The sequence below is a fragment of the Cupriavidus sp. P-10 genome (assembly GCF_003402535.2).
In the GTDB taxonomy this organism is placed as follows: Bacteria; Pseudomonadota; Gammaproteobacteria; order Burkholderiales; family Burkholderiaceae; genus Cupriavidus.
Genome location: NZ_AP025170.1, coordinates 3,460,443 through 3,473,447, shown reverse-complemented (window position 1 = coordinate 3,473,447; position 13,005 = coordinate 3,460,443). Strand labels below are relative to the sequence as shown.

Sequence of the window (13,005 nt, the reverse complement as noted above, 5' to 3'; positions counted from 1 at the left end):
TTTAGGGAAGGGGGCGGGGGCGCCGGGACTTATTCCCAGTTGCCGATATCGGCGTCGTTGCCATTGCCGCCGGCCTGGCCGTCGGCGCCGAAGCTGAACACGTCGATCTCGCCGCGCACGCCCGGGTTCAGGTACTGGTACGGATGGCCCCAGGGATCCTTGGGCAGCTTCTCCAGGTAGCCACCGCCCTTCCAGTTGTTCGGCACCGGCTCGGTGGTAGGCTTGCTCACCAGCGCGGCCAGGCCTTGCTCGGTGGTCGGGTAGCGGCTGTTGTCGAGCCGGTACAGCTTGAGCGCCTGCATGATTGACGAGATATCCTGGCGTGCCGCGACGATGCGCGCTTCGTCCGGACGGCTCATGATCTTGGGCACTACCAGCGCCGCCAGCACGCCAAGGATCACGATCACCACCATGATCTCGATCAGGGTGAAGCCGCGCGCGCGGCGGGCGCGTGCGGGCCGGGAACGGACAGGGCTGGCGGAACGGGTAGTGAAAATGCGCATCGTCTGTGAACCTCGTTGCTGGAATGGCTAGGCCCGCGGCCGGGCTGGCGGCGGGCCGGTTTCGCCAGTCAGTATAACCGGCGCCACATGACTGTTTTATGGGGGTGGCGTCGGCGCCGCGGCAATGTGCGATGCAAATCACAGCTCGTGCACCCGCCCGGATTTAACTTGCATCCTGAATGCATATTTTTTAAGATGTCGCCACGATGCAACTGACCCGCTTTTCCGACTATGCACTGCGCCTGCTGATGTACGTCGCCCGTGGCGACGGCAGCCGGCCCATCACCATTGCGGAAGTGGGGCAGCAGTTCGATATCTCGCACAACCACCTGGTCAAGGTGGCGGCGCGGTTGTCGAAGCTGGGCTGGATCACGGCCACGCGCGGCCGCCACGGCGGCCTGCAGCTGGGGCCGGGTGCCGAACAGCTGACCATCGGCACGATCCTGCGCGAGCTGGAAGGCCACAAGGCCATCATCGACTGCGACAACCCGCCCTGCGCGCTGAACGGCAACTGCCGCCTGAAGCGCGCCCTGGACGTGGCCGAGCAGGCGTTCTACCGCGCGCTGGACGATGTCACGCTGGCCGATGTCACGGGCAGCAAGACCGCCGAGTCGATCATCCGGCTGCATCGCGATTTCCTGAACCGGCGTTCGGCCTGAGTGGACTGAGTTCCGCGCAGGCGCCGACGAGCGCCGGTTTTATTGTGCGAAAAAACATGCATATAACATGCATGAATTAAACGGAGTGTTACCTGATGCTGTCCGCCGCTTCCCGCCCCTATATCGATGCGAGCGTCCCGGTGCTGCGCGAGCATGGCCTGGCCATCACCACCCATTTCTACCGCGAGATGTTCGCCGACCGGCCTGAACTCACGCAGATGTTCAATATGGGCAACCAGGCCAACGGCAGCCAGCAGCAATCGCTGGCGTCGGCCGTGTTCGCCTACGCCGCCAATATCGACAATGGCGCGGCGCTGGCGCCGGTGGTCGACCGCATCGTGCACAAGCATGCGGCAGTGGGCCTGACGCCCTCGCACTATCCGATCGTCGGCCGCCACCTGCTGGGCGCGATCAAGGCGGTGCTGGGCGACGCCGCCACGTCGCCGCTGCTGGCCGCCTGGGATGAGGCCTACTGGCTGCTGGCCGGAGAGCTGATCGCCGCCGAGGCGCGGCTGTACCAGCGTACCGGCGTTGCCGCCGGCGACTTGACGGCGGTGCGCGTGATGCGCCGCGAAGCGCAGGGCGAGCAGGTGGTGTCGCTGACGCTGGCGGCTGCCGACGGTGGCCCGCTGCGCGACTTCCGTCCCGGCCAGTACGTCAGCGTCGAGGCGCACCTCGACGACGGCACGCGCCAGTTGCGCCAGTATTCGCTGTCGGGTGAGACCGGCCTGCCGACCTGGCGCATTTCGGTCAAGCGCGAAGACGGCGACCAGTCTACGCCGGCCGGCGCCGTCTCCAACTGGCTGCATGCCAACGCGCAGGAGGGTACCGAGCTGAAGGTGAGCCCGCCATTTGGTGACTTCACCCCGGCGCTCGACGGCCATCGCCCGCTGGTGCTGCTGTCGGGCGGCATCGGCATCACGCCAATGCTGTCGGTGCTGCGCACGCTGGCCGTCCAGGGCTCGCAGCGCCCGATCCTGTTCGCCCACGCGGCCCGCAATGGCCGCTACCATGCGCACCGTGCCGACCTGCAGTGGGCACGCGAGCGGTTGCCGCAACTGGTGACGCATATCAGCTATGAAGCCCCCGAGGCCGCCGACGCCATCGGCCGCGACTACGACCACGCGGGCACCATGCCGATGGCCGAGTTGCTGGCCCAGCCGGCGCTGCAGCGCTTCATCGATGGCCGCTTCTACCTGTGTGGGCCGCTGGGCTTCATGCAGGCGCAGCGGCATGCTGTGGTCAGCGCCGGCGTGCCGGTGGCGCACATCGACCGCGAAGTCTTCGGCCCGGACCTGCTCGACCACCTGCTCTGAGTCCGTCGCCGGACGGGCCGGTGATGGCGACAGTGTCATGTGGCTCTGGTAGGCTTGGCGCGATCGTTCATTTGCGTCAGGGGTACCGTTCCCGTGCAACTCTCCCTCCGGCCTGTCCTTCGCTTCGATACCGCCGCGCCGTGGCTGCCGCGCCTGGCAAGCGTGGTGCTGTTTGTCGCGCTGTGCGCGCTCGCCACGTACTGGGCGCTGACTTTCAGCGCGATGCGCACCCTCCCGGTGCCGCAGAGCGCGCGCGTTGCGCAGACCGAAGCGGTCGAGACCGGCGCCGTGGCGACGCTGTTCGGCGGCTCGGTTCAGGGCGGTCCGCGCGACGTGCAACTGCTTGGCGTGGTGGCTGAGGTCGACGGCGGCGCCGGCGCGGCGATCGTGTCGATGGACGGCGGGCCGCCCAAGGCGGTGCGCTCCGGAGCCGAACTGTCGCAGCAGATCCGGCTGGTGGAGATCCGCCAGCGCTCCGTGGTGATCGAACGCAGCGGCGTGCGGCAGGAAATCGCATTGCCGCTGCAGGCGGGCGCCGCGCGTGCACCAGCCGCAGGTGCGCCGGGTCCCGCGCTGCCTACGCCGCCCGCCGGCGCGGCCGCGCCGATGGCGACGCCGATGCCGCCGCCGGCCGCTCCGATGACCCCGATGGCCGGCCAGCCGGCCCAGCCGATGCTACCGGCTACAAGCCAGCCCCCGCAGCCGCAAGTCCAGTCTCAACCCCAGGCACAGCCGGCTGCCCAGCATCAGCCCATGATGGCGCCGCCGCCCAGCCAGGACGGCATGCTGGTCCCCAAGAACTAAGCTGGCACGGGCGCGAATATTCACGTTCCGTTGCGTTCCCTTACGGCGCCCCAACCTTTCTGTGAGGCGGGTAACATCGTATTAAAAGCACCAACTTCCCTGCATCGTCTGCGTTCTAATCCGTACATGCCAACGTGCTGACAAGGAGCAAGACATGCAACGCAATTCCAAGCCGCAGATCCTGAAGCAATTCCTCGCCGCCTCGGCCGCCCTGCTGGTCGCCGGAGGTGCCTTCGCCCAGGCCAGCGCGCCCGCCGCGCCGGCCGGCAAGCCCGGCCACGGCCACCACCACCATATGGGTCATGGCGGCGGCTGGATGAAGGCGGTCGACACCGATAACGACGGCGCGATCTCCAAGGCGGAAGCCGACGCCTACTTCAACAAGCTCGACACCAACCGCGACGGCAAGATCGACAAGGCGGAGATGGACGCGCACCGCAAGGCCGTCATGGCCGAGCGTCACGCCCGCATGCAGGCCGCCTTCGACGAGAAATTCAAGGCAGCCGACAAGAACGGCGACGGCGCCCTGACCAAGGCCGAGGCCAATGCCGGCATGCCGCGCCTGGCCAAGCGCTTCGACCAGCTCGACGCCAACCGCGACGGCAAGCTGACCCGCGATGAAATCCGCGCCGGCATGGAGAAGATGCACCGCGACCACCAGCACCGGGGCCAGCGCGGCCAGGGTGCGCCGGGCAGCCAGCCGGCCCCGGCCAATCCGTCTGCGCCAGGTGCCCCGTCCAGTAGCGGAGGCTGATGCCGCGGCGGGACGGCCATGGCCGTCCCTGCCTGAAGCCGCTGTTTAGCGCGCGTGCCCCGGGGCCGCGCGCTTTTGGTTTTGTCCGCTCCGGGACTGCATTGGCAGCGCGTCGACCAGGAAGTATCTGACCCCGGCGGCAAACGCCCGTAGAATGCCGCTTCCCTGTCCGGCCGGGCCTTGGCACCATCCTTGCCTTTCCCTGGTCGGCGCGGCGCGACCGCAACCCCCGCGGCCGTGCCACCAGACAGGTTGCCCAGCCCGACCGGCTGCAGCACGAGTGACCGAAGAGGCTGCCGGTTCGCCAGAATCCCGCCCGCAACGGACGCAATCACACAAAAAATTGCGTATTTGTGCACGGCTTGCTAAATTTGCGCAAAAAAATTGCCAATAAACATATTGCGGAGCAACAATATCGTGAGCAAGGTGGAGTTGGACAAGATCGACCGGAAGATCCTGGAAGTGCTGCAGACCAACGGCCGGTTGACCAACCTGGAGGTGGCCGAGCGCGTCAACCTGTCGCCCAGCCCCTGCCTGCGCCGCATCCGGCGGCTGGAGGAGATCGGCGTAATCCGGCAGTACGCGGCATTGCTGGAGCCGAACAAGATCGGGCTTGGCCTGCTGGCCTATATCAATGTCCGGCTGGAGAAGCATGGCGGCGCGCCCAAGGGCAAGGCGCCGCTGGATCTGTTCCGCGCCTCCATCGCGGTGTGGCCCGAGGTGGCGGCATGCCACGCCATGACCGGCGAGATGGACCTGCTGCTCAAGGTCTATGTCGAGGACATGGAGCATTTCGCGCGCTTCATGCAGGAGCAGCTGCTGGCCCATCCGTCGGTGATCGACGTGCGCTCGAGCTTTGCGCTGGAAAGCATCAAGGACACCACGGCGCTGCCGGTCGGCGGCGCAGCCTGAGCGGTAAGGGGGAGCATGCAAAAACGGCGCATCGTTGCGATGCGCCGTTGTGGCCGTGGGCGGCGAAGCTGGCGAAAAGCCCGCTTACACGCTGTGCTTATGCAGTGTGCTTCTGCGGCACCATGCTGCGCCAGAAGCGCAGGCCGAAGCGACGCGCGTCGCGCAGGTTGCGGCGCACCGCGTAGTCCAGGTCGGCCAGCTGCTCGTCCAGCGCCTCGGTCAGGCGGCTGGCAGTGTCGGCGGGCGGCAGTTCCAGGTACGCGTCGGCCTCGCCGTAGGCATACTGGACCTTCATGCCGGCCTTCTTGGCGATATGCATCATCGCCGCGTTGCGCGACAGGCAGTGCATGTACAGCGTGCGCACGTTGGTATTGCGGCCATGAATAGCCGCACGCTCGAACAGCGCGCTGCCGATGCCACGGCCGCGGGCGCTGCGCGACACCGACACGCCGAACTCCGCCACGCGGCCCTGGGCGTTGTCGCGCAGGTTGGCGAAGTGGCCCACGCCGACCAGCTCGAGCTTGTCGTCGTAGACGCCGAACACGGAATCGTGGTCGAAGTCGATGCTGTCCACGTAGGCTTCGATCACGTGGTCACCCACCGACTGGCCGAAACGGAGCAGGCGATCGTCCTCACCCAGGGCGAGGAAATGCTTCAGCAGGCGCGAGCGGTGATGGGCGGCCAGTTCGCGCACCAGAACGGTGGCGCGGTGGGCGGCCTGCGTCGCTGCAGCTGCTTTGCGCAGATCTTCGTCGGTCAGTGCGCCGACAGCCTTGCTCAGTTCGAGCGGGTTCACGTTAAATCCTTCCTGGTGTGGTCACAGATAAAAATAGGCACTGCCTTGGTGTTTTGCCAGCCACTTTTCCCTGCCTCGGTGCAGGGTTCGGGGAAACACCATCTTGATGCAGCGTGGAAAGTATTGTAGTGGAATTGTCAGTCTGGCGTAAGCTTCCCGCGCCGCAGCAGCCGGGTGCAGCACCACAGCACTCTGAAAAACCAAATAAAATCAATAGCCTAAAAAAATGTGATGAATTGTTGCGCGTGACCAACTGTGGATATGTTGCAACGCGGCAACCGACTCATTCCTCCCGCCGCCATCCCATTTCCTGGCCAAACCGCCCCGTCTTCGATGACCGAGTCTCCCATTGCAGTGATCTACGCGCATCCCACGCCCAGCCGATCGCGCGTCAACCGGCCGCTGGCCGACGCCCTGGCCTCGCTGCCGCAGGTACAGGTACGCGATCTCTACCGCTTCTATGTGGATTACGACATCGATGTCGTCGCCGAGCAGCGCGTGCTGGCGGTCGCGGACACCGTCGTGTTGCAGTTCCCGGTGCGCTGGTACAGCGTGCCGGCGCTGCTCAAGCTGTGGCTGGACGAGGTGCTCGAACACGGATGGGCCTACGGCCCCGGCGGCACGGCGCTGCGCGGCAAGTCGCTGCTGGCCGTGGTAAGCACCGGCGGCAGTGCCGATGCCTATGGCCCGGACGGCAACCACGGCCATCCGATCGGCGAATTCCTGTTGCCGCTGGAGCAGACCGCGCTCTTGTGCGGCATGACCTGGCTGCCGCCGGTGGTGCTGCATGACGCCGACAATGCCGACGCGCAGGCGCTGGCCGACCATATCGCACACGTCTGCGGGCGCCTGGGCGCCGAAGCCAATCCGGCGGAGGCGCGCGCATGAACCAGCATGACTTCCTGATTGCACTGCTGGTGTTCCTGGTCGCGGCGGTGGTGGCGGTGCCGCTGGCGCGGCGCAGCGGCCTGGGCGCTGTGCTGGGCTACCTGCTGGCGGGGGCGGCGATCGGCCCGTTTGCGCTGCGCCTGGTCACCAATGTCGAGTCGATCCTGCATTTCTCCGAATTCGGCGTGGTGCTGATGATGTTCGTCATCGGGCTGGAACTGGAGCCGCGCAAGCTGTGGGCATTGCGCCGGAGCATCTTCGGCTACGGTGGCGCGCAACTCGCCGCGTGCGCGCTGGTGATCGGCGGGGCGGCAGCGCTGGCGGGCGCGTCGTGGCAGGTGGCGCTGGTCGCGGGCCTGGGCCTGGCGCTCTCGTCCACTGCCATTGCGCTGGCGACGCTGACCGAGCGCAACCTGTTCGGCACGCCGGCCGGCGCGGCCAGCTTCGGCATCCTGCTGTTCCAGGACATTGCCGCCATCCCGATGATCGCGCTGTTGCCGCTGCTCGCCGTCGAGGGCGCCGAAGGTGCCGGCGCGGGCGCCGCCGGCTGGATGGCCGGGGTGAAGGCGGTGGCGGTGATCGGAGCGGTGGTGGTCGGCGGCCGCTACCTGGTTCGGCCGGCGCTGCGCTTTATCGCGCGCACCGACATGCGCGAGATGTTCACCGCGTTTGCGTTACTGCTGGTGGTCGGCATCGCGCTGATGATGGATGCAGTCGGATTGTCGATGGCGCTGGGGACCTTCCTCGCCGGCGTGCTGCTGGCCGATTCGGAATACCGCCATGCGCTGGAGGCCGACCTGGAGCCGTTCAAGGGGTTGCTGCTGGGCCTGTTCTTCATGGCGGTCGGCATGTCGATCGACTTTGCCGTGCTGGCGCGCTCGCCCTGGCTGGTGCTCGGACTGGTGGCGGCCTTCGTCGTCGCCAAGACCGCGGTGCTGATGCTGCTGGCGCGAGAATTCGCCATTGCGCGTGGCCAGCGGCTGCTGTTCGCGCTGTTGATCTCGCAGGGCGGCGAGTTTGCCTTCGTGGTGTTCGGCGTGGCCGGCGGCGCTGGCCTGCTGCCGCGCGAGACCGAGGCCTTGCTGGTACTGGTGGTGGCGCTGTCGATGGTGGCCACGCCGTTGCTGCTGCTGGCCTACGACCAGTTGGTAGCGCCGCGGCTGGGCCGCGCCAGGGCGCGTCCGGACGATGCCATCACGCCGCAGGACAATCCGGTGCTGATCGCCGGCTTTGGCCGTTTCGGCCAGATCATCGGGCGGCTGCTGTACAGCCAGGGCATTGGTGTCACGGTGCTCGACCACGATCCGGACCAGATCGAGTTCCTGCGCCAGTACGGCTTCAAGATCTTCTATGGCGATGCCACGCGGCTCGACCTGCTTGAAGCTGCAGGTATCGCCCGCGCGCGCATCCTGGTGGTGGCGATCGACGGCATGGATGACAGCCTGCAACTGATCGACCGGGTACGCGAGCGCTTCCCGGCGTTGCAGATCTATGCGCGGGCGCGTCATGTGTCGCACATCTACCAGCTCAAGGACCGCGGCGTGCAATTGTTCGAGCGCGAGATGTTCGAGGGCTCGCTGACGATGGGACGGCGCGTGCTGGAAGGGCTGGGCTTCGACCCGGCCGAGGCGCGCAACGTGGCGCTGCGCTTCCGCCGGCACAACATCCAGGCGATCGACCGCTTTTACCCGCACTACACCGACCAGAAGAAGCTGGTCTCGCTGGCGCGCCAGGCCCGCGATGAGCTGGAGGAAATGTTCCGGCAGGACCGCGAGCAGCGCCGGCAGCGCGAAGAGGCGGGGTGGGACTGACCGCCCTCGTCAGCGGGCTGTGGCGGCGCGGCCCGGCAGCCCGCCCTCGAGGAGGTCGAGCACGGTCTCGGCAAAGTCGGCGTACGACAGCCGACCTCCCGGCTTGAGCCAGGTGAAGGTCCAGTTGATCATGCCGAACACGGTCATGGTCAGCGCGGTCTGGTTATCGCGCGTGACGCGCTCCGGGTAGGCCCGGCGCAGCAGGCGCGAAAAGGCCGCCACCACGTCGCGCTCGCGGCCCAGGATCACGTCGCGCTGGCCTTCCGCCAGGAACTTGACGTCGTTGATCAGCGCAACATGGCGTGTCTGCGAGGTTTCGTACTCGGCCAGGAAGGCGCGGATCAGGTTGGCGAACGCCTCCTTGTCGGTCAGGCCACGGCGCTCGGCGTCGGCTTCCACCTCGGTGACCAGCAGCATCAGGCGCCGCGTGTAGCGGTCCAGCAGGTCGAACAGGATCGCTTCCTTGCTCTCGTAATAATGGTAGAGCCGCGCCTTGGACGTGCCACAGGCCGCGGCCAGGTCGGCCATCGAGGTGCTGGGGTAGCTGCTGTTGGCAAAGGCGGCGGCGGCCAGATCCAGGATCTGTTCGCGCTGCGCCTCGAAATCGGGTGCCTTGGTACGGGCCATGTGTATCGGAATTACTCGCGGGGTTACTCGCCGCCACCGCCGGCGTGGCGGCGCAGCTCGCAGGTCTCGAGCGAGTCGGAGTTGCCGCGCAGCACCATCTGGCCGGTGGCGATCAGCTCGCGGCAGCGCCAGAATACGAACCAGTCGCTGGCCAGCAGGCCTTCGATCGCGCCCATCACGCTGCCGACCACTTGCGCCGCTGGCGTCCATTCGGCCGGCGCGCGATCCATGATGATGTCGTCGATGGTGTGGTAGGCGGCGGGAACCAGCGTGTTGCCCTTCCACAGGCGTACGTCGGCATTTTCCTTGACGTTCTGCTGCCACTCGTAGCCGAGCCGGCCCAGCCGCAGCACGGAAACCGGCGCGATCGTGGAGAAGCGCCGCGCCAGCCGCGCCGGCGAATACATGCCGATCGCGGCCAGGTTGCCTTGCGCGGACATCTCCAGCTCGCGCAGGTCCATCGCCACTTCATTGATCCGTTGCGGCGCCTGGTACAGGTGGAACACCACCCGGCGTAGCATCAGCTGGTCGGCCGCGCTCTGGCCGTGCCAGATGGCCACTTCCATGTCGTCCTGGCGCAGCGCCTGGAGCTGGTCCAGCGCCTGGCGCATCTCGGCAGCGAAATCGATGTCGGTGCGCGGGGCGACCCGCTGCCAGAAGCCGGAACGGATCAGCCCGGTGCTGTCGATGTCGGCCAGCGGCCCTACGGCCAGGTCGTCGCGCAGCACCACGACAGGGTCCGGCCGCGCGGCCTGGGCCAGCGCCTGGCGCAGGGTCGTGCCTGCTACATCACCGTTGACGACATGGATATATTGCATGGCCGTGATTGTATATGGGTGGGACGGTTAGCTGGCACCGCGCGGCGCCCGCGCGACAGGCGGCATGCGCCGCCATGTACCGCCATGCGCTGCCGTTGTTTACCGCCCCCGCAAGCATCGCGCCAGGCCGCTGCCCGGCCTGCCGCCATTTTAATCACGGCCAGGCCTGGCCAATGGCGGCGAGTGTCGGCACCCGTACGCGGCGCCCGCGGCCGCGTACCTGGATCAGCGTTCGTCGTAGCTGACCACTACCCGCGGCGTCAGCGCGCGCGCCTGGCAGGTGAGCACGAAGCCCTTTTCCATCTCCCACGGCTCGAGCGTGTAGTTCTTCTCCATCTCGACCTGGCCTTCCAGCACCTTGGCGCGGCAGGTGCAACAGACGCCGCCTTTGCACGCATACGGCAGGTCGAGCCCGGCGGCCAGCGCGGTATCGAGCACGTTGGCGTCTTCCATCGGCAGGCGCATGCTGTGCTGCTTGCCGTCGAGCACTACCACCAGCTCGGCGGTCCCCGCATGGTCAGTGCTGGTATGGGCAGGCTTCGGCTTGGCCCGTGCGAGTGGCACGCCGAAGCGCTCGGCGTGGATGCGGTGCGGATCCACGCCGGCGTCGCGCAGTGCCGCCTCGGCCTCGTCGATCATGGAGGCCGGCCCGCAGACAAAGGCCGCGTCGATGTCGTCCACCGGAATCAGCGCTTCGAGGAAGGCGGTCACGCGGGCATGGTCGAGGCGGCCGTGCAGCAGGTCCACCTCCTGCGGCTGGCGCGACAGCACGTGATATAGCGTGAAACGCGACAGGTATTGGTTCTTCAGGTCTTCCAGCGTCTCGGAAAAGATGATGCTGTCCACATTGCGGTTGCCGTAGACCAGCGTGAAGCGGCTGCGCGGCTCGGCCGGCAGCGTGGTGCGGATCAGCGACAGCACCGGCGTGATGCCGCTGCCCGCGGCGAAGGCGACATAGTGGCGCGCCGCGGCCGGCTCAAGCGGCACGTGGAAGCGGCCGTCGGGCGTCATGACGTCGATCACCTGGCCGGGTGCGATGGAGTCGTGGAGATGGGAGGAAAACAGCCCGTCCTCGACCAGCTTCACCGCCACGCGCAATTCGCCTTGTGCGTCATAGTCCTGCACCGCCGAGCAGATCGAATACGAGCGCCGCAAATCCTTGCCATCGACCGGCGCCTTCAGCGTCAGGAACTGGCCCTGGGTAAAGCGGTAGGCGTCGCGCAGCGTTTCCGGCACCTCGAACGCGATCGAGATGGTGTCGGCAGTCTCGGGGCGTACCTGCGCCACGCGCAGCGGGTGGAACTGTGGGGTCATGGCAGCGTGGCTTCGGCCCGGCGGGGCTCAGTAGGGTTTGAAATAGTCGAACGGTTCGCGGCAGTCCAGGCAGCGGTACAGCGCCTTGCAAGCCGTCGAGGCGAAGCGCGAGATTTCCTGCGTATGCACGCTGCCACAGCGCGGGCAGGCGACGCGGTCCGGGGCGCCGGCGCGCGCGGCACGCGGGACGAAGCGCAACGGTTGTGCCGCCGCCGGCGCGCCGCACTGGCCGGGCGGCGCGATGCCGAATTCGCGCAAGCGTTCACGCGCGGCGGGGGTGATCCAGTCGGTGGTCCACGCCGGCGCCAGTACCGTGCGCAGGCGCCACGGCGCCAGGCCGGCGGCGTCGAGCGCCTGGCCGATGTCCTCGGCGATCTGAGACATCGCCGGGCAACCGGAGTAGGTGGGTGTAACCGTCACCTCCAGCGTGCCGTCGGCATCGGCGGCGATTCCGCGCAGGATGCCGAGGCCGCGGATCGAAACCACCGGGATCTCCGGGTCGGGAACCGCTTCCAGCGCCGCCCATGCCTGCTCGACGCGTGCATCGGCGGCAGCTTTCGCTGAGTGGAGCAGGGTGGTGACGTTCATGCCGGACAGTCCTTTGCGGCGAAGCGGGCGCTTACCATTGCGCGCCCGGATGGGCCCGCGCCAGCCCCTGCATCTCGCCCAGCAGGTAGCTCATGTGCTCGGAATGGACGCCGAGCTTGCCGGTCGAGACAAAGCTGGTCGCAGCCGGCAGCGCCAGTGTCGCGGCTTGCAGGGTTTCGGCCACGGTCGCGTCCCAGGCCGCCCGTAGCGAGGCGGTGACGACGCCAATGCCCTGCGCCGCGGCCTCGGCTTCCATCGGGTCTTCGGCAAAGCACTCATTCATATAGGGCAGCAGGTGGTCCAGGGCGCGCTGCATGCGTGCGTGCGACGCCTCGGTGCCGTCGCCCAGGCGCACCACCCAGCCGGCGGCATGGTGCAGGTGGTAGCGCGCCTCCTTGACCGACTTGGCGGCGATGGCGGCAAGCTGCGCATCGCTGCTGGACTGCAGCGCTTCCCACAACTCGACCATCAGCGCGCCGTACAGGAAGTTGCGCACGATGGTGACGGCGTAGTCGCGCTCCGCCGCGGCATTGCCGGCCAGCGGGCCGCGGTGGGGCAGTTCCGCCAGCGTCCAGTTGCGGAAGTCGCGCTCGGCGCGCCAGTAGGCATAGTCATCTTCATGGCGCGGCAGGCCGGTCAGCTCGCCTTCCAGTTCGCCGGCGCGGCCGTAAAGCAGGCGCGCCTGGCCGATCAGGTCGAGGCTGATGTTGGCCAGCGCAATGTCTTCTTCCAGCACCGGGCCGTGGCCGCACCACTCGGCATTGCGCTGGCCAAGGACCAGCGCATTGTCGGCGAGGCGCAGCATGTAGCGCAGCGCGGCGGTGCGTGCCGGCGGCAGGTGATCCAGGGAGGCGGGTTGCGGGGACGCGGTCATCGTGCGTGGCCCTTACATGTGGTTGACTTCGTCGGGCAGCTGGTAGAACGTCGGATGCCGGTAGATCTTGTCGGCCATGGGGTCGAACAGTTCCGGCTTTTCCTCCGGCACGCTCGCCGTGATGGCAGCGGACGGCACCACCCAGATCGACACGCCTTCCTGGCGCCGCGTGTAGACATCGCGCGCCATGTGCAGCGCTTGCTGCGCGTCGGCGGCGTGCAGGCTGCCGCAATGCTTGTGTTCCAGGCCTTGCTTGCTGCGCACGAATACTTCCCACAGCGGCCATTCCTTGCGATTCATCGTTCTCTCCTCGATCCTTGCGCGCGGGCTGCGGCGTGGGG

General features: G+C 67.4%; 15 protein-coding genes. 7 read left to right on the top strand and 8 right to left on the bottom strand.

Annotated elements, in window-relative coordinates:
• Positions 1–29: 29 nt before the first annotated feature.
• Positions 30–503: a type II secretion system major pseudopilin GspG gene (gene gspG, locus CTP10_RS16040; protein WP_116319924.1), complete on the bottom strand. Its 474-nt coding sequence runs from the start codon at positions 501–503 to the stop codon at positions 30–32.
• Positions 504–709: 206 nt separating this feature from the next.
• Here gspG and CTP10_RS16035 point away from each other — a divergent pair, with 206 nt between their 5' ends.
• From CTP10_RS16035 to CTP10_RS16015, 5 genes are all read left to right on the top strand, one after another.
• Positions 710–1,162, top strand: coding sequence for an RrF2 family transcriptional regulator (locus tag CTP10_RS16035; protein ID WP_116319923.1), 453 nt, complete (start codon positions 710–712; stop codon positions 1,160–1,162).
• A gap of 95 nt (positions 1,163–1,257) precedes the next feature.
• Positions 1,258–2,478: a globin domain-containing protein gene (locus tag CTP10_RS16030; protein WP_116319922.1), complete on the top strand. Its 1,221-nt coding sequence runs from the start codon at positions 1,258–1,260 to the stop codon at positions 2,476–2,478.
• Positions 2,479–2,571: 93 nt separating this feature from the next.
• Entirely contained in the window at positions 2,572–3,282 is a 711-nt protein-coding gene (locus tag CTP10_RS16025) for a type II secretion system protein N (RefSeq protein WP_116319921.1), read from the top strand.
• Between the two features lie 154 nt (positions 3,283–3,436).
• A complete protein-coding gene (locus CTP10_RS16020) occupies positions 3,437–4,036 on the top strand; it encodes an EF-hand domain-containing protein (protein ID WP_116319920.1) in 600 nt (199 codons plus the stop codon).
• A gap of 417 nt (positions 4,037–4,453) precedes the next feature.
• Positions 4,454–4,948, top strand: coding sequence for an Lrp/AsnC family transcriptional regulator (locus CTP10_RS16015; protein WP_010813460.1), 495 nt, complete (start codon positions 4,454–4,456; stop codon positions 4,946–4,948).
• Positions 4,949–5,045: 97 nt separating this feature from the next.
• Here the strand turns inward: CTP10_RS16015 and CTP10_RS16010 are convergent, their stop codons facing one another.
• The gene (locus CTP10_RS16010) at positions 5,046–5,744 is read right to left on the bottom strand and encodes a GNAT family N-acetyltransferase (protein WP_116319919.1); all 699 of its coding nucleotides are present in this window, start codon (positions 5,742–5,744) and stop codon (positions 5,046–5,048) included.
• Positions 5,745–6,077: 333 nt separating this feature from the next.
• Between CTP10_RS16010 and kefF the strand changes: the two genes are divergently transcribed.
• A complete protein-coding gene (kefF, locus tag CTP10_RS16005; protein ID WP_199414595.1) occupies positions 6,078–6,632 on the top strand; it encodes a glutathione-regulated potassium-efflux system oxidoreductase KefF in 555 nt (184 codons plus the stop codon).
• Positions 6,629–8,443: a glutathione-regulated potassium-efflux system protein KefC gene (kefC, locus tag CTP10_RS16000; RefSeq protein WP_116319917.1), complete on the top strand. Its 1,815-nt coding sequence runs from the start codon at positions 6,629–6,631 to the stop codon at positions 8,441–8,443. The genes kefF and kefC overlap by 4 nt, the downstream gene beginning before the upstream one ends.
• A 9-nt stretch (positions 8,444–8,452) precedes the next feature.
• Here kefC and CTP10_RS15995 read toward each other — a convergent pair whose 3' ends face one another.
• The 6 genes from CTP10_RS15995 to paaB form a co-directional block, all read right to left on the bottom strand.
• Positions 8,453–9,070 (bottom strand): TetR/AcrR family transcriptional regulator, encoded by a 618-nt coding sequence (locus tag CTP10_RS15995; protein WP_116319916.1) that lies wholly within the window; start codon positions 9,068–9,070, stop codon positions 8,453–8,455.
• A 23-nt stretch (positions 9,071–9,093) separates the two neighbouring features.
• Positions 9,094–9,888, bottom strand: a complete 795-nt coding sequence (locus CTP10_RS15990) for a DUF1835 domain-containing protein (RefSeq protein ID WP_116319915.1) — start codon at positions 9,886–9,888, stop codon at positions 9,094–9,096.
• A 225-nt stretch (positions 9,889–10,113) separates the two neighbouring features.
• Positions 10,114–11,202, bottom strand: a complete 1,089-nt coding sequence (paaE, locus tag CTP10_RS15985) for a 1,2-phenylacetyl-CoA epoxidase subunit PaaE (RefSeq protein WP_116319914.1) — start codon at positions 11,200–11,202, stop codon at positions 10,114–10,116.
• 27 nt (positions 11,203–11,229) lie between these two features.
• A complete protein-coding gene (gene paaD / locus CTP10_RS15980; RefSeq protein WP_116319913.1) occupies positions 11,230–11,790 on the bottom strand; it encodes a 1,2-phenylacetyl-CoA epoxidase subunit PaaD in 561 nt (186 codons plus the stop codon).
• 31 nt (positions 11,791–11,821) lie between these two features.
• Positions 11,822–12,664, bottom strand: coding sequence for a 1,2-phenylacetyl-CoA epoxidase subunit PaaC (gene paaC / locus CTP10_RS15975; RefSeq protein WP_116319912.1), 843 nt, complete (start codon positions 12,662–12,664; stop codon positions 11,822–11,824).
• A 12-nt stretch (positions 12,665–12,676) separates the two neighbouring features.
• Positions 12,677–12,964: a 1,2-phenylacetyl-CoA epoxidase subunit PaaB gene (paaB, locus tag CTP10_RS15970; RefSeq protein WP_022536879.1), complete on the bottom strand. Its 288-nt coding sequence runs from the start codon at positions 12,962–12,964 to the stop codon at positions 12,677–12,679.
• Between the last annotated feature and the right edge of the window lie 41 nt (positions 12,965–13,005).

Coding starts and splice junctions, on each gene's coding strand:
- gspG (WP_116319924.1), bottom strand. CDS start 503: ATGCGCATTTTCACTACCCGTTCCGCCAGCCCTGTCCGTTCCCGGCCC.
- CTP10_RS16035 (WP_116319923.1), top strand. CDS start 710: ATGCAACTGACCCGCTTTTCCGACTATGCACTGCGCCTGCTGATGTAC.
- CTP10_RS16030 (WP_116319922.1), top strand. CDS start 1,258: ATGCTGTCCGCCGCTTCCCGCCCCTATATCGATGCGAGCGTCCCGGTG.
- CTP10_RS16020 (WP_116319920.1), top strand. CDS start 3,437: ATGCAACGCAATTCCAAGCCGCAGATCCTGAAGCAATTCCTCGCCGCC.
- kefF (WP_199414595.1), top strand. CDS start 6,078: ATGACCGAGTCTCCCATTGCAGTGATCTACGCGCATCCCACGCCCAGC.
- kefC (WP_116319917.1), top strand. CDS start 6,629: ATGAACCAGCATGACTTCCTGATTGCACTGCTGGTGTTCCTGGTCGCG.
- CTP10_RS15995 (WP_116319916.1), bottom strand. CDS start 9,070: ATGGCCCGTACCAAGGCACCCGATTTCGAGGCGCAGCGCGAACAGATC.
- CTP10_RS15990 (WP_116319915.1), bottom strand. CDS start 9,888: ATGCAATATATCCATGTCGTCAACGGTGATGTAGCAGGCACGACCCTG.
- paaE (WP_116319914.1), bottom strand. CDS start 11,202: ATGACCCCACAGTTCCACCCGCTGCGCGTGGCGCAGGTACGCCCCGAG.
- paaD (WP_116319913.1), bottom strand. CDS start 11,790: ATGAACGTCACCACCCTGCTCCACTCAGCGAAAGCTGCCGCCGATGCA.
- paaC (WP_116319912.1), bottom strand. CDS start 12,664: ATGACCGCGTCCCCGCAACCCGCCTCCCTGGATCACCTGCCGCCGGCA.
- paaB (WP_022536879.1), bottom strand. CDS start 12,964: ATGAATCGCAAGGAATGGCCGCTGTGGGAAGTATTCGTGCGCAGCAAG.